Here is an 18,770-nt window from a genome sequence, read left to right as displayed (position 1 = left end):
TTAATCGGTTGTTGTTTTGGGTAAGTAATCTATCGCTTCCGGATGTTTGGCCGGATTGAACGGGTCGTAGTAATAGATATTGCTTTTATCATAATTCGTCAATTCGGCTTTCAGCTTTTCTTCAAAAACAGCAATGTTTTTATTGGCAGGTAAATCCCAGGCAGCCTCAGCTAAAGCAGCCATGCGCGGAAAAAGCATAAAATCAAGCCTTTTATCAGAGCCTACGGTTTCGCTCCATAAGTTAGCTTGTACCCCTATTATATTTTTAAGTTTTAGTTGCGCTGTATCGGTTTGTTGATCGGGATAATTGTACACGTCAGAAAACTTATTAAATAGTTTCTCATCTCCCCACTTGCGGCCCGAAACATGCGTGCTGTCCTGTACAAAATCAAAATACATAGGAAGCCGTGGACAAAGTACAACCTGGTAATTTTTTTGCAATGCCAGGGCCAATTGCTCGGGCTTGTTCTGCCGCCACCAAAATACGATGGTTTGATCTGCCGGCAAATTGGCCGGAGTAGCTTCATCCCAGCAAAGCACCTTGTCGCCCAATTTCAACACACTATCTGCCATTCTTTTAAAGAAATAAAACTCAAGCTCAGTTGGGGTATTAAATTTTTTATCGGCCTTTAAAGCCGTTATCTGCGGATTCTTTAACCAGGCTTGCATCCCGAATGCCACTTCATCGCCGCCCAAATGGAACAGATGCGCCGGAAACAGCGGGTTTACTTCCTTTATAACATTGGTTAAAAAAGTATAGGTCTCCTCTTTAGCTGGATTGAAAGTAAAATCCCGGTATCGCTCCACGCTTCCTCCGCTTAACTCAGGATAAGCTTTATTTGCCGCGGTCGCATGCCCGGGCATATCTATTTCAGGAATTATTGTGATAAAACGTTTCGCTGCATAGCTCACGATCTCTTTAATATCGTCCTGTGTATAATATTTTGCAGAGGCAAGTGAATCCGTGAAATTTCCGATACCGCCGATATCGGCCAGTTTTGGATATTTGTCAATTTGAATGCGCCACCCCTGTGCGTCTGTTAAATGCCAATGAAATTTATTGAGTTTATACCGCGCCATCCAATCCAGCAGCATTTCAACTTTTTGCTTACCAAAAAAATGCCGCGACTCATCAAGCATAAACCCGCGCCACTGATAACGTGGCCAATCATTAACGACCATTCCGTGTAAGGCAGTTGTGTTATTAGTCAGTTGTAAAAGGGATTGTATGCCATAAAATATTCCTTCTTTGCTTGAAGATGAGATGACAATATTATTCTTATCAATGATCAGCTTGTAACTGCCAATTGGACCGCCTTCGGATGTCAAAAGCAATTTTACTCCTGATAAAGCTGATTTTCTAATATCCAGATGCACTTTGTTAACCGCAAACATTTGCGTTTTCAAATAGTTAGCCTCCGATGCCAACACTTGATCTTTAAAGACTATGGCCGTACCTTGTTTTAAAACGAAAACTCCTTTAGTACTGATTATAGAAGCAGGTTGTGGTATGATATGTACCGCCTGGGCTACCCCGGTTAATGGAAGTATCAATAATATTAGGTAAATTTTAAACTTCATACGGCAATGTTTTTTAGTATCTGTGTTGGTGATATTTGAATAATGCAATTAATAAAAATAATCTGATTATCATTAAGCAAATTTTTCTTGCATAAGTAAAAATTAATGCGATACTTTGCAGAAAATTAGAAAAGTAACTAAACACACTTTTAAAATGAAACTGCAAAGCATATTTAACACCATCGTCAGGGCCATATTTGCCCCGGCTGCTGTTGCTTTGGTTGCACCTGTGTTTGAGTATACCCCTTCACGACGAAGGCTTTATATCCCCCGGGTTTAATTTACGCTCTGCTAATAACCCACAATGATGAGGTACTTATTTTTAAACTTCGTCAACCAAATTCCATCTATTACGTATTGGCGGCAACGCTTCAATTTTAACGTTAATAATTTCTATTTAAATGACTATACAAGATTTTGATATTCGGGTTGCATCAGCACAGGATGTCGATTTTGCACAACAGATATGTGATGAAATGGCTGAATCCGCGAAAGCGCGTGGTACAGGTATCGCGCAACGTTCAGCCGAGTACGTCGCAAATAAAATGCTTGAAGGTAAGGCGGTTATCGCTTTCCATAAGGACGGCACCTGGGCAGGTTTTTGTTATATCGAAACCTGGAGCCACGGCGAGTTTGTGGCCAACTCTGGCCTGATCGTTAACCCTAATTTTCGCAAGTCAGGCCTGGCTAAGGCTATCAAAGAGCGGATATTTAAATTATCTCGCACCAAGTATCCTGATGCCAAAATATTTGGCTTAACCACTGGCTTGGCCGTAATGAAGATCAATTCTGATCTGGGTTATGAACCTGTAACCTATTCGGAACTGACACAGGATGAGAACTTCTGGGCTGGCTGCAAAAGCTGTGTCAATTATGATATCCTGATGAGCAAAGACCGTAAGAATTGCATGTGCACTGCTATGCTGTTTGATCCGGTAGAAAAGCAAAAGGAATATGAGGATAAGATGAAACGCATTACTCATAAAGCTACCTTACTGGAGCGTATTGAGAATGCGATAAAAAGGCGGATGGATAAGTTTAGTCTGGTGCCGAAAGGCTAATTTGGTTCAGTTACTGACAGACAAAAACTTGAAATAATAATATTAAAGTAACAATTAATGAACTGAAAGCTATGTTATTAGGATAAACAATCTTTGATTCCCAGCTTTCACCCCCAAACAAACCGATGAAGAAAAAAGTAGTATTGGCTTACAGCGGCGGCTTAGATACCTCATTCTGCTGCATTTATTTAACACGCGACCTTGGTCTTGAGGTTCACTCTGTAATTGTAAACACGGGCGGCTTTAGTGCCGATGAACTGTATCATGTTGAGCAGCGCGCTTACCGCATGGGCGTTACTTCGCATCATGTAGTTGATGAGACTGAAAACTTTTACAACACCTGTGTGCGCTACCTCATCTATGGTAATGTGTTAAAAAATAACACTTATCCTCTTTCGGTAAGTGCTGAACGTGTAAGCCAGGCTACAGCTATTGCTAACTATGCTAAGGAGATCGGTGCAGAATATGTAGCTCACGGTAGTACCGGTGCCGGTAACGACCAGGTGCGTTTTGATATGATCTTCAACATCCTAGTACCCAATGTGCAGATACTTACTCCTATCCGTGACCTGAAACTAAGCCGCGAGGAAGAGATCAAATACCTGAAAAAGCACGGTGTGGATATGAACTTCGAGAAGGCCAAGTATTCTATCAATAAGGGTATCTGGGGAACATCAGTTGGCGGTAAAGAGACATTAACTTCTAACTTGGGCTTACCAGAGGATGCATGGCCTACACCAATGACAGAATCAGGCACAAGAAATATTGAGCTTGAATTTGAAAAAGGTGAGCTGGTTGCTTTGGATGGCCAAAGATATAACCACCCTACACAAGCTATCCAGGCTTTGCAGGCAATCGCACAACCTTACGGCATTGGCAGGGACATTCACGTTGGTGATACGATCATTGGTATCAAAGGCCGTGTAGGTTTTGAGGCTGCTGCACCGATGGTCATTATCAAGGCTCACCATACTTTAGAAAAACATGTATTGACCAAGTGGCAATTATCATGGAAAGATCAGTTATCTTCATTCTATGGTAACTGGCTGCACGAAGGGCAGTTCCATGACCCAATCATGCGCAATATTGAAACTTTCCTGGCTGATACACAGCAAAATGTAAGCGGTAAAGTGTTTGTTCAATTAAATCCATATCGTTTCCAGGTAACGGGTATTGAGTCGAACCATGACCTGATGTCGAGCAAATTTGGCAGCTATGGCGAAATGAACAACGCCTGGACAGGTGAAGATGTAAAAGGCTTCTCGAAAATATTCGGCAACCAGGTAATGATCTATCACAAAGTAAATCAATCTGAATAATGGGCAACCCTGTGTTTTCAAAAAGCGAGTGCATCAGCCATTATAAATGGGGCGACGACTGCTACGGATGGAACTTCATAGATACAGACGAACTATCTGTTAAGCAGGAATTGATGCCACCGGATACGACCGAGCAATTGCACTATCACAAAAAGGCAACACAGGTATTTTTTATCATTAAAGGCAAGGCAACTTTCACCATCGACGGTGTTGAAAGTGAACTGAAGCCTGAACAGGGTATTGAGATAAGACCCGGTCAAAAACACTTTGTCAGCAACAAAGAAAGCGTCGACCTGGAATTTATCCTTTACTCCACACCATCTACAAAAAATGACAGGATCAACATCAAATAAAATTAAGGCAGGTATTGTTGGCGGAGCCGGATACACAGGCGGCGAGATGCTTCGGATACTGGTAAACCACCCTAATGTGGAGATCGTATTTGCACACAGCAACAGCAATGCCGGTAATTATGTTCACGAGGTACATACCGATCTATTCGGCGATACTGATTTGAAATTCGCCAGTGAATTATCCAATGATATTGATGTATTGTTTTTATGCGTCGGACATGGCGATGCAAAGAAGTTTTTGGATGCTAATGCTATACCCGATCATATTAAGATCATTGATTTGAGCCAGGATTTTAGACTAACTCAAAACTCAAAGCTTAACACTCGTGACTTCGTTTATGGTTTACCTGAGCTTAATCGTGATGCGATAAAGGCTGCTCAAAATATTGCTAATCCGGGTTGTTTTGCAACTTGCCTGCAACTTGGATTACTACCTTTAGCAGAAAAAGGATTATTAAACGGAGAGGTGCACATTACCGGCACCACAGGTTCAACCGGAGCTGGCCAGAGTTTATCAAGCACTACCCATTTTACCTGGCGTAATGACAACCTGTCAATCTATAAAGCATTTGAACATCAGCACTTGAGAGAGGTTAACCAGTCTGTAAAGCAATTACAGGTAAGTTTTGACCACGCTATCAATTTTGTGCCTTATCGCGGTGATTATACAAGAGGTATTATTGCTTCTATTTATATCGACAGCGAACTATCAGGCGATGAAGCGCTGAAGCTGTTTGAGGATTACTACGCAGGCCATCCATTCACGCTTGTTACCAAACGTAATATCGATCTGAAGCAGATAGTAAACACCAACAAGTGCTTTATTCAAGTAGCAAAATATGGTGATAAATTATTAGTTACCAGTATTATAGATAATTTACTTAAAGGAGCATCAGGGCAAGCAGTGCAGAACATGAATTTACTGTTTGGCCTTGATGAAAGCGCTGGGCTTAAACTAAAAGCGACAGCTTTTTAAATATAACTACTATGAAATTATTTGATGTATATCCAATCAACCCCATCAACATTATAAAAGGTGTTGGCAGTTTAGTTTATGATGACAAGGGAACTGAGTACCTTGACCTGTATGGCGGTCACGCCGTAATATCTATCGGTCATACTAACCCGCATTATGTAAAGCGATTGGATGATCAGTTACATCAGATAGGTTTCTATTCAAACTCTATTGAGATCCCTTTGCAAAAGGAATTGGCAGAGAAACTGGGCTATATTTCAGGTAAGGAAGATTACCAATTATTCCTGTGTAATTCAGGTGCGGAAGCAAACGAAAATGCGCTTAAACTAGCTTCATTTTATAATGGCAAAAAGAAAGTAATCGCTTTCAGGAAATCATTTCATGGACGGACATCATTGGCTGTTGCCGTAACGGATAACCCAAAGATTGTTGCACCTGTTAATGAAACTGATAATGTGATCTTCCTGCCATGGTGCGATGAGACTGCTTTGGAACAAGCTTTTAATGGCCATGAAATATCATCTGTCATCATCGAAGGCATACAGGGCGTTGGTGGTATACAGGTAGCCAGTGTGAGCTTCCTGCAAAAGATACGCTCGCTTTGTGATCAGCATAACGCCGTATTTATTGCCGATTCAGTTCAATGCGGTTACGGACGGACGGGAAAATTCTTCTCTCATGACTTTGCAGGTATCAACGCTGATATCTATAGTATGGCTAAAGGTATGGGTAATGGCTTCCCTGTCGGTGGTATTATAATTTCGCCAAAAATTCAACCTGCTTACGGCATGCTGGGTACTACATTTGGTGGAAACCATTTGGCTTGTGCTGCTGGGTTAGCTGTATTGGAAGAGATAGAAAAGAATAATCTGATACAAAATGCTGCTGAGGTTGGAGGATATCTAATCGACGAATTAAAGAAATTTGACCAGGTGCTGGAAGTACGCGGTCGCGGTTTGATGATCGGTATTGAACTGCCGGAAGAATTGGCCCAGGCAAGGAAAGACTTATTATTTAAGCATCATATTTTCACAGGTGAGGCTAAACCAAATGTGATCAGGCTATTACCTGCTTTAAATTTGACTAAAGCTCACGCTGACAGATTTTTAGAGGCATTCACCACTGTAGTAAATCATTCAACCATAACACAATAATACCCCGGCTGCATATGAAACTTTTTTCCTCCGTAAACGATGTAACCGACGTTCAGGCACTGGTTAAAGAGGCCTTGCATTTAAAGCAGAATCCATTTGCTCACCAACATTTAGGCAAGAACAAAACTTTGGCATTAGTCTTTCTTAATCCGAGCCTGCGTACCCGCATGAGTACTCAAAAAGCCGCGCTTAACCTTGGCATGAACGTGATGGTGTTGAATATGGACAAAGAAGGCTGGGCTTTAGAGTTGCGTGACGGCGCTGTAATGAACGGGGGTACAGTTGAACACATTCGTGAGGCTGCAGCGGTATTAGGTCAATATGCTGATATTGTCGGTGTACGCTCTTTCCCTGGTTTAAAAGACCGTGATGCGGATTACAGCGAAGATATATTCAACAAATTTGTAAAATACTGTGGCATACCTGTGGTGAGTTTGGAATCAGCTACGCGCCATCCACTACAAAGTTTAGCCGATTTGGTAACGATTGAAGAATTAAAAACAAGGCCCCACCCAAAAGTGGTTTTAACATGGGCACCGCATGTAAAAGCATTACCACAAGCTGTACCAAATTCATTTGCCGAATGGATGTGCAAGGCTGACGTTGACTTCACTATTGCTCATCCTGAAGGTTATGAATTATGCCCTGACTTTACTCAAGGTGCAACAATCACTCACAACCAAGAGGAAGCTTTGGCAGATGCTGATTTTATCTACGTAAAGAACTGGTCGGCTTACGAGCCATACGGGAAAGTGTTTAGTGGTTATGAAGATTGGATGTTGACTAACGATAGTCTGAAAAACACTAACAATGCCAAAGTAATGCATTGCTTACCAGTTCGCCGTAACTTAGAATTGTCTGACGAAATTCTGGACGGACAAAGCTCTGTAGTGATCCAGGAAGCGGGTAACCGTGTTTGGGCCGCGCAGGCGGTACTGAAGCAGATGCTTGAAGAATTGGTTTAGAGTTGATTGTGTTAAGTGCTCAAGTAGTTGTTGTCTATTCCAACCATTCGACATAATCAACCATTTAACTTCTCAACATAATCAAAATGTATACACCCTCTTTTAATGCATTTACAGATCGACAAAAAATTGTTGCCTTTATGCAGCGGTATAGTTTTGCTACGATTGTGACTCAGATCGATGGTCTGCCGGTGGCTACGCATTTGCCATTTCTGGTAAAAGAGGGCGGTGATAAATTACTCTTACATGCACATTTTGCAAAGGCAAATCCGCAATGGAAGGAAATTGAAGGAAATACATCATTGATTATTTTTACTGAGCCGCATGCTTATATCTCGCCCAACAATTATGAAAAGGCAGAAAATGTGCCTACGTGGAATTATATAGCCGTACATGCTTATGGTAAGGCTAGAATATTGGATGGTATCGAACAAAAGACTGAATTACTCAAACATACCATCAACACCTTCGAATCGGCTTATTTGCAGCAATGGGAAGGTTTGCCGGAACAATACCGGTTAAAAATGATGAACGGTATCGTAGCCTTTGAAATAGAAGTGACCGATCTGCAAGCCAAAAGGAAACTAAGTCAGAACCGCTCAGAAATAGAACACGAAAACATCATCCATACTTTAAGTCAAAGCACTGATACTAATGAACGTGAAATAGCCGCTTACATGCGTGATTTGGAATCAGGACACAAGAGCCAAGATTCCTGATTCTTGGCTCTTGCTTCTTGACTTTGATTATTTTGACGTATCGAGTGATCGAGTTTCCATATTGAAAAACCGCACGATCAATCTGTTGTCGGTATTCCTTACAAAGTATTTTGATGCCCAGCTGACCAATACACTTAGTTTGTTTGAAAATCCCATTAATGACATCAGGTGAACAAACATCCATAACAGCCAGGCAAAGAGCCCGTGAAAATGTAACTTACCAATATCTGCCACTGCCTTGCTCTGCCCTATTGTAGCCAGTGAGCCTTTATCCCAATATTTGAACGGTTCAGTTGCCTCACCGTTAATAATATGCATCAGATTTTTAGCCAAATGCTGACCGGTTTGTATAGCGCCTTGTGCCATGCCGGGTATCCCATTTGGCATTTCAGGAGTAATCATAGCCGATACATCTCCTATAGCAAAAATATTCTGATAGCCCTGCACTCTGTTAATTTCGTCAACCAGTATCCTTCTCCCGCTTGCTATAGTTGCGCTAGCCAGGCCCTCGGGCATTTCGCCCTTTACCCCTGCTGCCCAAAACACATTCCGGGTATCTATAACTGTTCCATCATCAATAGTTAAAGTCGTTCCGTCAAAACTATTTACATGTACCCCATTATGGATGATCACTCCCATTTTTATTAAACCTGCTTTAGCTGCTGCAGATGCACCGGACGACATCGCACCCAAGACAACAGGCTTGCCTTCAATCAGGTATACCTTCATATCTTCTTCGCAAAGCGAAGGATAATCTTTACAAAGCACTTTATTACGCATCTCGGCCAATGCTCCTGAAAGTTCCACCCCTGTCGGTCCTCCTCCAACTACCACAAAGGTTAATAAAGCATCCTTTTCTTTTGGGTCGGTGGTGATAACTGCCTTCTCCAGGTTTTGCAGCATGTAACTGCGGATATTTAATGCCTCGCTGATATTTTTCATCGGCATCGCATAATGCTCTATCTGTTGGTTGCCGAAAAAGTTGGTGTTTGCACCGGTAGCAATCACCAGGTAATCATAAGAAATGTCACCAATATCAGTAGTAACTGTATTTTTATCCGGGTTGATCGTCTTTACTTCAGTCAGGTTAAAGGAGAAATTCTTTTGATTAGTAAATATCCTGCGCACCGGGAACCCGATCGAATCGGCTTCAATCGCTCCCATCGCCACCTGGTAAAGTAATGGCTGAAAAGTATGATAATTGTGCTTATCCAGCATCAACACTTCTACGGGCTTATTCTTTAATTTTTTTGCCAGGTTGATACCGCCAAAACCGCCGCCGATGATAACGATACGGGGCATACGGGCCGATTTAGTTTGATCCATAAGTAGATATTATCAGGAGCTTAAGCGCAAAATAAGTATAAAAAAGTCTTCCTGATATCATCCTAACTTAATTTAATACAGGGATGTTTTTAAACTCATCTTATTTTTACTGCCTAATTACTATTTTTGCGCCTTTATTGATTGAAACACAATATATGCAGGTCATATTTGTGCGAAATAATATCTATGGGTAAGAAGAAACTATACGTCATCAAAATCGGCGGGAATGTGATCGATAACTCAGAGAATCTTTATCATTTTCTGAAGGATTTCACTGCGGTTGATGGTTATAAAATACTGGTGCATGGCGGTGGCAAAGTAGCCACACAGCTCTCCGAAACATTAGGAATTGAAGCAAAACTGGTAGACGGTCGCCGCATAACAGATATTGAAACCTTGCGTGTGGTAACGATGGTTTATGGCGGATTGATCAACAAAAATATTGTAGCTCAATTACAGAGGTTTGGCACCAATGCAATCGGCCTCACCGGTGCAGATGGTAATTTTATCAGAACAAAAAAACGCCCGGTCAAGACCATCGACTATGGTTTTGTGGGTGATATGGATGATAAATCTATCGATCCGGAAAATTTAGAAAAATTGATGGATGCAGGTTTTACACCGGTTTTTTGTGCAATTACTCATGACGGTGAAGGACAATTGCTGAATACCAATGCCGATACCATTGCATCGGCACTTGCTGTAGCTTTATCCAAGTTATATGAAACTACTTTAGTATATTGCTTCGAGAAAAAAGGGGTGCTCCAGGATATTAATGATGAGGAATCATTGATCAGGGAGATCGACCCGGAGCGGTATGAAAAACTAAAAGAACAGCAGATCATTCACAGCGGTATGTTGCCCAAACTGGATAACGCCTTTACCGCGATCAATTGTGGTGTAAAAGCGGTTATCATCGGCAAATCTGACGATTTGGGACAATTAAAACACGAAAATTCATTTGGCACACGTTTAAGCAATAAGAAATGAGCGAGATACAAACAATAGCGATATTAGGGGGCGGCAATATAGGACTATCACTAGCCCGCGGGTTGGTTAAAGCAGGAATTTATAAGCCGGAGCAAATTATTGTGACACGCAGGAACTTAGGTGCTCTGGCATTGCTGTCAAAAGAAGGGTTTCAGACAACTGACAATAACTCAGATGCGGTAAAAAGATCAGATGCGGTAGTTATAGCAGTTCTGCCACAACAGTTGAATAAACTGATGTATGAGATCCGTCCTTCACTGAAAAAACAAAGGCATTTGCTTATTTCTGTAGTATCGGGCGTAAGCTGTCATGATATCTATGTACAGGCAGGTACGTTGGTACAAGTGGTTAGGGCTATGCCTAACACTGCTATTGCAATTGGCCAGTCGATGACTTGTATCTCAACGGAAAACGCTTCTAATGAAAATATGGAGTTGGTAAAATCGCTTTTTGATACAGTTGGTGTAACTATCCAGATCAACGAGGAGTTAATGACCTCGGCTACTGCGCTTTGTGCCTGCGGTATTGCATTTTTCCTTCGCTCTATACGCGCTGCTTCTCAAGGTGGTACAGAGATCGGTTTTCATGCACATGACGCGCTTAGGATGGCTGCTCAAACTGCTAAAGGTGCGGCAGATCTGCTTTTACAATTAGCTTCTCACCCTGAACAGGAAATAGATAAGGTAACCTCACCAAAAGGCTGTACTATTGCCGGGTTGAACGAAATGGAGCATAACGGCTTTAGTTCAGCTATGATCAAAGGCATCAAAACATCAGCTGATAAAGCGGCGGTGTTGTATGATAAGGAAGATTAATGGTTTCAATTGGTTGCACTAACCAATAAATCAATAATTGGCTGCTTATTTGGCAAATATTTATTGCACAAGAATAAACCTCCTATTCCTGTTTTGGTATTAAAGAACAGAAACGTGCTAATACCCGGGTCGTCGCCATCGTGGCCTATTGTACCATTGGTATAAAGATTCCAAAATATTCCCTTATTTCTTTTGGAAAGATTGATGTCTTTAGGCGGCGAAGCATTTGAAAACTGCGGCGTAAACATTAATCGGTAAGAATCCGGTTTAAGTAATTTCTGATCACCATTATAGCCTTTAATAATGTTGATCAAATACTTGCTTAAATCATCTGCCGAAGTTTTTAAACCGCCATCAGGGTAAGTTAATAAATTATATAAGGGGAAATATAGATCACCAGTATAGTAGAGTTCAGCATGCTTATTCAGATCTATCGAAGAAAGAAACCAACCCGAATGCTCCATTTTTGATGGTTTTAAAATATATTTAGTGGTAAAATCTGCATAAGAAAGGCCCGATTTAATTTCAATAAGATACGCCACCAATGCTGAACCTATATTGCTGTAAGAAGAAGTGCTGCCTGCTATCCCCTTACCAAAGTTATCTTTACTGTAATATTTGCCTTTTTTGTCTAAATAATCGTAAAAGAATTGAGCCAGCGAAGTGTCATTGACTTTTTGCTGATATCCAATTGCTTGCAAAGCGTCAAAAGCAGCTTTGCTGTAACTGCGCATATCAGGATAAAATTTATAGCTGTTGGGATAAATTGCCGGGTTGTCAATTATACCGGAAGTGTGATTGGCTAATTCCCGCACTGTAATTCTATCACCAGGATGGTTTGGATTGACCACTTTGAACGGAAGAATATCGTTAATATCGGTTTCTAAGGTAAAATAATTCAACTCGATCGCCTTCATCAGGGCGACTGCAATAAACGTTTTACTAACTGACCCGATATTTTGAATGGTATTAAATGTATAAGGCTTCTTACTTTCAATATCTGCAAAACCAAGACTTTTCTTGTAAATGATACCTTTTGAATTAACCAATATTACAGAAAGACCTGGTAAACTATCTTTTAAAAAAACATGCTCCAAATCTCTATCAAGTTTTTCAAACTTGTTTTGGGCGAAACCATTCACAGATAAAAGCAATGGCAATAAAATGATTGGGGTGTACTTTAGAAGCTTTTTCAAAGGCATAATAAATTGTTTAGGTGATTGATCTGTAAAGAAAATAAATTACGATGTTATTCCAAATAATAATGCCTGATCCTGTTCAACTGATCATCCAGTTCATATATTAAAGGCACACCGGTAGGCAGATCCAATTGGGTTACTTCTTCATCTGAAAGATGATCAATATATTGTATTAATGCCCGCAGACTATTGCCATGCGCCGATACAATTACCTTCTGATTCATACGAATAGCAGCAACAATATTTTCATGCCAGAAAGGTAATACCCTATCCATCGTTTCGCTCAGGTTTTCGGTTAAAGGTAACTCACGTTCAGTTAAATTTTTATATCGTGGATCTTTACCTGGATAACGGTCGTCCTCTTTTGTAATAGCAGGCGGCAATTCATGCGGATCCCTGCGCCATTTATGTACCTGTTCTGCTCCGTATTTTTCGGTTATCTCGTCTTTATTCAATCCTTGTAATGCACCATAGAAACGCTCATTCAATCGCCAGGACTTTTGAACGGGTATCCAAAGCAGGTCCATTTCCTCCAGGACAATATCCAGGGTCTTGATAGATCGTTTCAAAACAGAGCAAAACCCGGCATCGAATTCATATCCATTTTTCTTCAGCAGTTGCCCGGCATGTTTTGCTTGTTGGTAACCATTCTCAGACAAGTCGACATCTGTCCAGCCTGTAAAGCGGTTTTCCTGGTTCCAAATACTCTCTCCATGACGAATTAATACGAGTTTTTGCATTTGTTGAGGCGAAAGCCGAAAGGTAAAAGCTGAAAGACAAATTTGCAAATGTCAATAGGTAATAATCTGTGCAATCAAATCAAAAATCGATGAATCGTGTCATCATTTTACTATATTGCATTCTAAACTAAATCTAAAACCTAAAATTACCATGATCCCAACAACACCTGTTTCCTTAAAGGAAGGGACTGCTAATCCTGCTCCTCTTGGTCTTTGCGCCTTTGGTATGACCACCGTTTTATTGAACTTCCACAATGCCGGGTTCTTTGAATTGAACTCTATGATACTGGCTATGGGCCTCTGCTACGGTGGACTGGCGCAAGTTATAGCCGGTATAATTGAAGCTAAAAAGAATAATACTTTTGGATTGACTGCCTTTACCTCGTATGGCTTTTTCTGGCTCTCACTGGTAGCACTTATTGTAATGGCAAAAGTAGGCTGGATTGACAAGCCATCTGACGGAGCCATGGCATCTTACCTTGGCATGTGGGGCTTTTTTACATTTTATTTGTTCTTCGGTACCCTCAAACTAAATAGAGCTCTACAATTCATATTTGGATCACTAACCATACTCTTCATTTTATTGGCAGTTGGTGATTCCACAGGAAATGCATCCATCAAAACATTTGCCGGATATGAAGGTATAATATGCGGATTATCTGCTATTTACACCGGCATGGCTAATGTTTTAAATGAGATATATGGCAAAACGGTTTTGCCGATTGGTGCGGTCAGCTAATTCTGCTAAATTGCATCCGTGAAAGATTTCAAAAAATACTACTTACTACCTGCTACACCGGAGGAAATTTACATGGCCTTAACCAATCCATTGACCATTGAGTTGTGGACCGGTGAGGAAGCTGTAATGAGTATCGAGCCCGGATCGGAATTTTCTATGTGGGAAGGCAGTATTGTAGGCAAGAACCTGGAATTTGAAGAAGGGAAGAAAATTGTGCAACAGTGGTATTTTGATGGTCAGCCTGAAGCATCTATTGTCACCATAAAACTACACCCTGATAAAAAAGGAACTTCAGTAGAGTTAAGACACACCAATATTCCTGATGCAGATTATGATAGTTTTGCTGAAGGCTGGGATGACTCTTATTTCGGACCTTTGGCAGATTTCTTTGATGTCCCATAAACATAAAAGCCGCTCATTTCTGAGCGGCTTCCTTATTTAAGTTTTGGATATTACTTCCTACTTTTTTCCAAAGCCTGAGTAATATCAGCTATTGTGTCTTCCACCTTTTCTAATCCCACTGATATACGGATCAAGCCTGGAGTTATTCCAACTGACAACCTTTCAGCATCAGTCAGCCTGGAGTGTGTTGTACTTGCGGGGTGAGATGCAATGCTGCGGGTATCCCCTAAATTGGCTGTTACTGAAAGCATTTCAAGCGCATCCAAAAACTTGCGCCCGGCTTCCAAACCGCCTTTTATCTCGAAACACAATACACCACCTCCTAGTTTCATCTGCTTTTTGGCAATGTCATATTGCGGATGTCCCTGCAGGAATGGGTATTTCACCCAAGATACATTTGGATTGCTTTGCAATGTTTCGGCTATTTTCAAAGCGTTGTCACAATGACGCTGCATACGTACATCCAAAGTTTCCAAACTCTTGCTTAATACCCATGCATTAAATGGCGACATCGACGGACCTGTATTACGGCAGAACAAGTAAATATCTTTTATCAGATCAGCACGACCAAGGATCACGCCGCCTAATACCCTACCCTGTCCGTCAATCCATTTTGTAGCTGAGTGAACAACGATATCTGCACCAAAATCGATCGGGCGCTGTAGTAAAGGTGTAGCAAAGCAATTATCTACATTCAATATCAGTCCGTGTTTTTTTGAAAACTGGCCAATCCATTCCAGGTCAAGCACTTCAAGCTGAGGATTGGTTGGTGTCTCCACGAAAACCATTTTACTATTTGGTTTAACTGCCGCCTCCCATGCTGCATTATCATTAGCAGGTACCAGTGTACTTTCGATACCAAACCGTGAAAGATATTTGGTTACCATAGTAAAAGTACTTCCAAACACCGATTTGCAGCAGATCAAATGATCACCCTGCCTCAGTAAAGCAAACATAGAAGAGAATATTGCGCTCATCCCGGTTGATGTGGCAAAGCCTGCGTCTGCACCTTCAAGGGCGCACATTTTAGCGATGAATTCATCAACGTTAGGGTTACTGAAACGGCTATAGATATTATCATCAGTTTCATCAGCAAAAGCGGCACGCATTGCTTCAGCTTCGTCAAAAGTAAAGCTGCTGGTAAGATATAACGGAGTAGAATGCTCCTGTTGCTGGGTTTTTTGAGATTGAATACGGATAGCCTGGGTAACCGGATCTAATTTTTTAGACATGATGTTTTGTGAATGTAGTAGAAGAATGTATTATAATTATATAGCAGGGTGAACAACCACTGAAGTGGTTATTTTTGCACCCGCCTTCATCAAAGTAGCTGCAACAGAACAGTATTTGTTGATCGACAGGTCAACCGCACGCGCTGCTTTATCCTTGTCAATATCACCATATAGTTGGAATTTGACATGAATAGTTTGCCAAAGTGATGGTTCCTTGCCTTTTTCGCGTTCACCGCTGATGGTCATCTTATAATCGACGATATCCTGGCGTTGCTTCTTCAGTATGCTGATCACATCGATGGCAGAGCATCCGCCCAAAGCCATCAAAAGACTTTGCATCGGGCGGACACCATAATTCAGACCACCGCTTTCTGGGCTGCTGTCCATTTTAATGGTGTGACCGTTTTCATCTGTAGCTTCAAAACCGAATTCACCGTGTACGCGCGAAAGTTGGATAGTAGTAGGCATGTTTATAATAATTAAAGGCTGCAAAGTTATCATTTTTGGACAGCAATGTTACCTGGAAGGAACAAATCTGACTTTTAATAAATAAACTTTAAACTTAGGTTAATAAAAAGACACTTTTAATAACAGCTTTTACGGCTTCTTTTACAATAAGTTCTGTTTGGTGGGCACGGTTGTAATAGTTGTAGTTGTTGTAGTAGTTGGAATAATAGCTTTTAACCTCTACAACTTTTATAACCTTTACAACCTCTACAACCAATATTAACGATCCTTAACAGGAATAACCAGTTTTAAACCCGACCAGGTTTCATCCACAGCGCAAACTTTGATATCAACCAGGCCGATCTGTAAAGCATAGTTGCGAATTGTATCTTCCGTGATATCAGTAACTACTTTAGATGCTTTTTTTGGCCATGATATCCAGATTATGCCATTGGGTTTAATGCGACCCTTTAATTGAAGTAGTAGTGATTTATATTCTTCCTGGCTTTTAGTAAAAAAATGGATCAGATCGAGTTTAGCAGCTTTATCATTTTCGAAATATAAATTAGCTGGCAGATCAGTGAAAAAATGTAGATAATATTCAGGTGCATTGATTATATCGACATGAAAACCTTCTTTTATTCCCAGCTTTTTTGCCAGTGGCGTACCGGAGTAACCAGCTGGTTTGATTTGCGATGCTTCAATTAACGGGCTCATGTACTATAATCTGGTTTAGGTGATGCTGCAAATGGTCTAAATAATCATTTGCCAGCCATTCAACAGTATGCAGTTTTACTTCCGTTTTGCCGCTGTCGCATTTGGTCTGCATTCTGTCGGCGGGATAATTATCAAGTACATGGATAATCTGCAGGTTCAATATTTTCCATAATTGCAGCACTTCGTCCTGCGTCATTTCCTGGTAATGTTGGGCTTTTACCCAATCATCCTGCTCATAAACCAGTTTGAAGTTTTCCTCATAAGTGCATCTTATAAAGCGCTGCAGGTTGATCATGGCGCTGTCGCATAAATGCCCCATAATTTCTTTCTTTGACCATTTTCCGGGCGTAGACCGGGTGTTCCAGTCAATCGGGCGATTGTCGGGGTTATTCAGGGATTTGATGAACTGGTAAATTGCCGTTAATATATTTTTGGATACCTGTTTCATGGCCGCGATATCTGTCATTAAATATAGCAATGAAATCTTAAAATTTTTACAAAAAACTACTACCTTCAACACCTTGAATAAGCTCTATGGCCCTTAACTATATCTGGATCTTCTTTTTTCTGATCGCTTTTATACTTGCTCTTGTAAAATTGATCTTTCTAGGCGATACAGAGGCCTTTAAATCCATTGTTGACAGTTTATTCAGCTCATCGCAAACAGCGGTAATGGACATCGCCCTACCTTTGATTGGTGCAATGACCTTTTGGCTGGGCGTCATGAAAATTGGAGAAAAAGCAGGTGCAATTAACTTTCTTTCACGTGTTGTTGGTCCATTTTTTCGCCGCATATTCCCTGAAATACCAAAGGATCACCCAGCATTGGGAAATATATTGATGAGTTTCTCAGCCAATTTACTTGGTTTATTAAATGCTGCTACCCCGCTTGGCTTAAAAGCAATGGACAGCATGCAAGAAATAAATGAAGACAAGGAAACTGCCAGCAATGCACAGATCATGTTCCTGGTGTTGCTTACATCAGGCATGCAGTTATTGCCGGTGGCTATTATTGCACAACGGGCTATACTGCATGCCAAAGACCCAACAGATGTTTTTATTCCCTGTATCATAGCCACTTATGTATCAGCTGTTATTGGTATGATCGCGGTAGCGATTAAACAGAGAATCAATTTATTCGACAGGGTGATCATTGCCTGGCTTGGCGGCGTAAGTTTATTCATTACGGCGATGGTTTGGTTCTTTACCACACATTTAACAAAAGAACAGATCAGCACTTTTTCAAAAATCACCAGTAATCTGTTGCTGTTTGCCATCCCGGTTATTTTTATTTTAGGTGGAATGCTTAAAAAGATCAATGTTTTTGAGGCATTTATTGATGGTGCAAAAGACGGTTTTGATACCTGTATTAAGATCATCCCCTACCTGGTAGCAATGCTGGTAGGTATTGCAGTATTTCGTAGCTGTGGCGCTCTGGGTTATATGAATGATGGATTACGATGGGCAGTAAACAGTTTAGGGCTGGATACCCGCTTTGTAGACGCCATGCCTGTAGCCTATATGAAACCATTAAGCGGTTCAGGATCGCGCGCCATGATGATCACCACCATGCAAACGTTCGGGCCGGATAGTTTTGCCGGGCGTTTGGGCTGCGTCTTTAATGGTTCTGCAGATACTACGTTCTATATTGTCGCACTCTATTTTGGTTCAGTTGGTATCAAAAAGTTCCGTTATTCAATACCTTTTGGGTTGATTGCCGATCTGGCCGGGATTATAGCTGCAATCTTTGTTTCTTACCTGTTTTTCGGATAAACTTTTCCACATTTCAGCTTTTTTTCACTTCAGATATTATAATTAACTGGCAGTTAATCAAAGGATTCTCTTTCCATACATTTTTTAGTATTTCAAACAAGCTGGTTTTAGCTAAAATACTGCAACCCAACACACTCTATTTCGTATAAAGGCAGAGTTAGTTCTAATTAATTAAAGCCTGCATTTTCTATTAAAGCAGGTTTTCTTGCTAAAAAAGACAAGAACAACTGTTAGGCATACCCTTACAATTAAACCGGAAAAT

The 18,770-nt window shown here is 40.9% G+C and carries 21 protein-coding genes; 13 read left to right on the top strand and 8 right to left on the bottom strand.

Going from position 1 to position 18,770, the window contains the following annotated elements:
- On the bottom strand, positions 1-1,581 hold the full coding sequence (locus VIM89_RS15235; protein WP_488157030.1) for a beta-N-acetylhexosaminidase: 1,581 nt from the start codon (positions 1,579-1,581) through the stop codon (positions 1-3).
- A gap of 154 nt (positions 1,582-1,735) precedes the next feature.
- On the opposite strand from VIM89_RS15235, the gene VIM89_RS15230 reads away from it, so the two are divergent.
- The 8 genes from VIM89_RS15230 to VIM89_RS15195 all read left to right on the top strand — a co-directional run bounded on the left by VIM89_RS15230 (position 1,736) and on the right by VIM89_RS15195 (position 8,128).
- Positions 1,736-1,861, top strand: coding sequence for a hypothetical protein (locus tag VIM89_RS15230; protein WP_488157029.1), 126 nt, complete (start codon positions 1,736-1,738; stop codon positions 1,859-1,861).
- 121 nt (positions 1,862-1,982) lie between these two features.
- The gene (locus tag VIM89_RS15225; RefSeq protein ID WP_488157028.1) at positions 1,983-2,642 is read left to right on the top strand and encodes a GNAT family N-acetyltransferase; all 660 of its coding nucleotides are present in this window, start codon (positions 1,983-1,985) and stop codon (positions 2,640-2,642) included.
- A 125-nt stretch (positions 2,643-2,767) separates the two neighbouring features.
- Positions 2,768-3,961, top strand: coding sequence for an argininosuccinate synthase (gene argG / locus VIM89_RS15220; RefSeq protein WP_488157027.1), 1,194 nt, complete (start codon positions 2,768-2,770; stop codon positions 3,959-3,961).
- Complete coding sequence (locus VIM89_RS15215; protein WP_488157026.1) at positions 3,961-4,314, top strand: cupin domain-containing protein; 354 nt, start codon at positions 3,961-3,963, stop codon at positions 4,312-4,314. Before argG ends, VIM89_RS15215 begins: the two co-directional genes overlap by 1 nt.
- Positions 4,292-5,290 (top strand): N-acetyl-gamma-glutamyl-phosphate reductase, encoded by a 999-nt coding sequence (argC, locus tag VIM89_RS15210; protein ID WP_488157025.1) that lies wholly within the window; start codon positions 4,292-4,294, stop codon positions 5,288-5,290. The genes VIM89_RS15215 and argC overlap by 23 nt, the downstream gene beginning before the upstream one ends.
- An 11-nt stretch (positions 5,291-5,301) precedes the next feature.
- Positions 5,302-6,444 carry an aspartate aminotransferase family protein gene (locus VIM89_RS15205; RefSeq protein WP_488157024.1) on the top strand — a complete coding sequence of 381 codons (1,143 nt, stop codon included), beginning with the start codon at positions 5,302-5,304 and terminating at the stop codon, positions 6,442-6,444.
- A gap of 14 nt (positions 6,445-6,458) precedes the next feature.
- Positions 6,459-7,409, top strand: a complete 951-nt coding sequence (locus VIM89_RS15200; RefSeq protein WP_488157023.1) for a Rossmann-fold NAD(P)-binding domain-containing protein — start codon at positions 6,459-6,461, stop codon at positions 7,407-7,409.
- Between the two features lie 86 nt (positions 7,410-7,495).
- Positions 7,496-8,128: an FMN-binding negative transcriptional regulator gene (locus tag VIM89_RS15195; protein WP_488157022.1), complete on the top strand. Its 633-nt coding sequence runs from the start codon at positions 7,496-7,498 to the stop codon at positions 8,126-8,128.
- A 27-nt stretch (positions 8,129-8,155) separates the two neighbouring features.
- Here the strand turns inward: VIM89_RS15195 and VIM89_RS15190 are convergent, their stop codons facing one another.
- The gene (locus VIM89_RS15190) at positions 8,156-9,454 is read right to left on the bottom strand and encodes an NAD(P)/FAD-dependent oxidoreductase (RefSeq protein ID WP_488157021.1); all 1,299 of its coding nucleotides are present in this window, start codon (positions 9,452-9,454) and stop codon (positions 8,156-8,158) included.
- 186 nt (positions 9,455-9,640) lie between these two features.
- Between VIM89_RS15190 and argB the strand changes: the two genes are divergently transcribed.
- Positions 9,641-10,444, top strand: a complete 804-nt coding sequence (argB, locus tag VIM89_RS15185; RefSeq protein ID WP_488157020.1) for an acetylglutamate kinase — start codon at positions 9,641-9,643, stop codon at positions 10,442-10,444.
- A complete protein-coding gene (proC, locus tag VIM89_RS15180) occupies positions 10,441-11,259 on the top strand; it encodes a pyrroline-5-carboxylate reductase (protein WP_488157019.1) in 819 nt (272 codons plus the stop codon). The genes argB and proC overlap by 4 nt, the downstream gene beginning before the upstream one ends.
- Positions 11,260-11,264: 5 nt before the next feature.
- On the opposite strand, the gene VIM89_RS15175 is transcribed toward proC, so the two are convergent.
- Complete coding sequence (locus VIM89_RS15175; RefSeq protein ID WP_488157018.1) at positions 11,265-12,461, bottom strand: serine hydrolase domain-containing protein; 1,197 nt, start codon at positions 12,459-12,461, stop codon at positions 11,265-11,267.
- A 47-nt stretch (positions 12,462-12,508) separates the two neighbouring features.
- Entirely contained in the window at positions 12,509-13,198 is a 690-nt protein-coding gene (gene gpmA, locus VIM89_RS15170; RefSeq protein WP_488157017.1) for a 2,3-diphosphoglycerate-dependent phosphoglycerate mutase, read from the bottom strand.
- 151 nt (positions 13,199-13,349) lie between these two features.
- Here gpmA and VIM89_RS15165 point away from each other — a divergent pair, with 151 nt between their 5' ends.
- The gene (locus VIM89_RS15165) at positions 13,350-13,937 is read left to right on the top strand and encodes an acetate uptake transporter (protein ID WP_488157016.1); all 588 of its coding nucleotides are present in this window, start codon (positions 13,350-13,352) and stop codon (positions 13,935-13,937) included.
- An 18-nt stretch (positions 13,938-13,955) separates the two neighbouring features.
- A complete protein-coding gene (locus tag VIM89_RS15160) occupies positions 13,956-14,339 on the top strand; it encodes an SRPBCC domain-containing protein (RefSeq protein WP_488157015.1) in 384 nt (127 codons plus the stop codon).
- A 50-nt stretch (positions 14,340-14,389) separates the two neighbouring features.
- Here the strand turns inward: VIM89_RS15160 and VIM89_RS15155 are convergent, their stop codons facing one another.
- The 4 genes from VIM89_RS15155 to VIM89_RS15140 form a co-directional block, all read right to left on the bottom strand.
- Complete coding sequence (locus tag VIM89_RS15155; RefSeq protein ID WP_488157014.1) at positions 14,390-15,571, bottom strand: trans-sulfuration enzyme family protein; 1,182 nt, start codon at positions 15,569-15,571, stop codon at positions 14,390-14,392.
- Positions 15,572-15,607: 36 nt separating this feature from the next.
- On the bottom strand, positions 15,608-16,039 hold the full coding sequence (locus VIM89_RS15150) for an OsmC family protein (RefSeq protein WP_488157013.1): 432 nt from the start codon (positions 16,037-16,039) through the stop codon (positions 15,608-15,610).
- 258 nt (positions 16,040-16,297) lie between these two features.
- On the bottom strand, positions 16,298-16,735 hold the full coding sequence (locus tag VIM89_RS15145) for a DUF3052 domain-containing protein (RefSeq protein WP_488157012.1): 438 nt from the start codon (positions 16,733-16,735) through the stop codon (positions 16,298-16,300).
- Positions 16,719-17,201 carry a DinB family protein gene (locus VIM89_RS15140; RefSeq protein ID WP_488157011.1) on the bottom strand — a complete coding sequence of 161 codons (483 nt, stop codon included), beginning with the start codon at positions 17,199-17,201 and terminating at the stop codon, positions 16,719-16,721. Before VIM89_RS15140 ends, VIM89_RS15145 begins: the two co-directional genes overlap by 17 nt.
- Positions 17,202-17,269: 68 nt before the next feature.
- Here VIM89_RS15140 and VIM89_RS15135 point away from each other — a divergent pair, with 68 nt between their 5' ends.
- A complete protein-coding gene (locus VIM89_RS15135; RefSeq protein WP_488157010.1) occupies positions 17,270-18,508 on the top strand; it encodes a nucleoside recognition domain-containing protein in 1,239 nt (412 codons plus the stop codon).
- Positions 18,509-18,770: the final 262 nt, after the last annotated feature.

This window comes from Mucilaginibacter sp. (assembly GCF_036568825.1).
Classification (GTDB): domain Bacteria; phylum Bacteroidota; class Bacteroidia; order Sphingobacteriales; family Sphingobacteriaceae; genus Mucilaginibacter.
This window is presented reverse-complemented; position numbering and strand designations above follow the sequence as displayed.

What these genes read in the sequence shown, in the direction of transcription:
- VIM89_RS15235 (WP_488157030.1), bottom strand. Translation starts at nt 1,581, where the DNA reads ATGAAGTTTAAAATTTACCTAATATTATTGATACTTCCATTAACCGGG.
- VIM89_RS15230 (WP_488157029.1), top strand. Translation starts at nt 1,736, where the DNA reads ATGAAACTGCAAAGCATATTTAACACCATCGTCAGGGCCATATTTGCC.
- VIM89_RS15225 (WP_488157028.1), top strand. Translation starts at nt 1,983, where the DNA reads ATGACTATACAAGATTTTGATATTCGGGTTGCATCAGCACAGGATGTC.
- argG (WP_488157027.1), top strand. Translation starts at nt 2,768, where the DNA reads ATGAAGAAAAAAGTAGTATTGGCTTACAGCGGCGGCTTAGATACCTCA.
- VIM89_RS15215 (WP_488157026.1), top strand. Translation starts at nt 3,961, where the DNA reads ATGGGCAACCCTGTGTTTTCAAAAAGCGAGTGCATCAGCCATTATAAA.
- argC (WP_488157025.1), top strand. Translation starts at nt 4,292, where the DNA reads ATGACAGGATCAACATCAAATAAAATTAAGGCAGGTATTGTTGGCGGA.
- VIM89_RS15205 (WP_488157024.1), top strand. Translation starts at nt 5,302, where the DNA reads ATGAAATTATTTGATGTATATCCAATCAACCCCATCAACATTATAAAA.
- VIM89_RS15200 (WP_488157023.1), top strand. Translation starts at nt 6,459, where the DNA reads ATGAAACTTTTTTCCTCCGTAAACGATGTAACCGACGTTCAGGCACTG.
- VIM89_RS15195 (WP_488157022.1), top strand. Translation starts at nt 7,496, where the DNA reads ATGTATACACCCTCTTTTAATGCATTTACAGATCGACAAAAAATTGTT.
- VIM89_RS15190 (WP_488157021.1), bottom strand. Translation starts at nt 9,454, where the DNA reads ATGGATCAAACTAAATCGGCCCGTATGCCCCGTATCGTTATCATCGGC.
- argB (WP_488157020.1), top strand. Translation starts at nt 9,641, where the DNA reads ATGGGTAAGAAGAAACTATACGTCATCAAAATCGGCGGGAATGTGATC.
- proC (WP_488157019.1), top strand. Translation starts at nt 10,441, where the DNA reads ATGAGCGAGATACAAACAATAGCGATATTAGGGGGCGGCAATATAGGA.
- VIM89_RS15175 (WP_488157018.1), bottom strand. Translation starts at nt 12,461, where the DNA reads ATGCCTTTGAAAAAGCTTCTAAAGTACACCCCAATCATTTTATTGCCA.
- gpmA (WP_488157017.1), bottom strand. Translation starts at nt 13,198, where the DNA reads ATGCAAAAACTCGTATTAATTCGTCATGGAGAGAGTATTTGGAACCAG.
- VIM89_RS15165 (WP_488157016.1), top strand. Translation starts at nt 13,350, where the DNA reads ATGATCCCAACAACACCTGTTTCCTTAAAGGAAGGGACTGCTAATCCT.
- VIM89_RS15155 (WP_488157014.1), bottom strand. Translation starts at nt 15,571, where the DNA reads ATGTCTAAAAAATTAGATCCGGTTACCCAGGCTATCCGTATTCAATCT.
- VIM89_RS15150 (WP_488157013.1), bottom strand. Translation starts at nt 16,039, where the DNA reads ATGCCTACTACTATCCAACTTTCGCGCGTACACGGTGAATTCGGTTTT.
- VIM89_RS15145 (WP_488157012.1), bottom strand. Translation starts at nt 16,735, where the DNA reads ATGAGCCCGTTAATTGAAGCATCGCAAATCAAACCAGCTGGTTACTCC.
- VIM89_RS15140 (WP_488157011.1), bottom strand. Translation starts at nt 17,201, where the DNA reads ATGACAGATATCGCGGCCATGAAACAGGTATCCAAAAATATATTAACG.
- VIM89_RS15135 (WP_488157010.1), top strand. Translation starts at nt 17,270, where the DNA reads ATGGCCCTTAACTATATCTGGATCTTCTTTTTTCTGATCGCTTTTATA.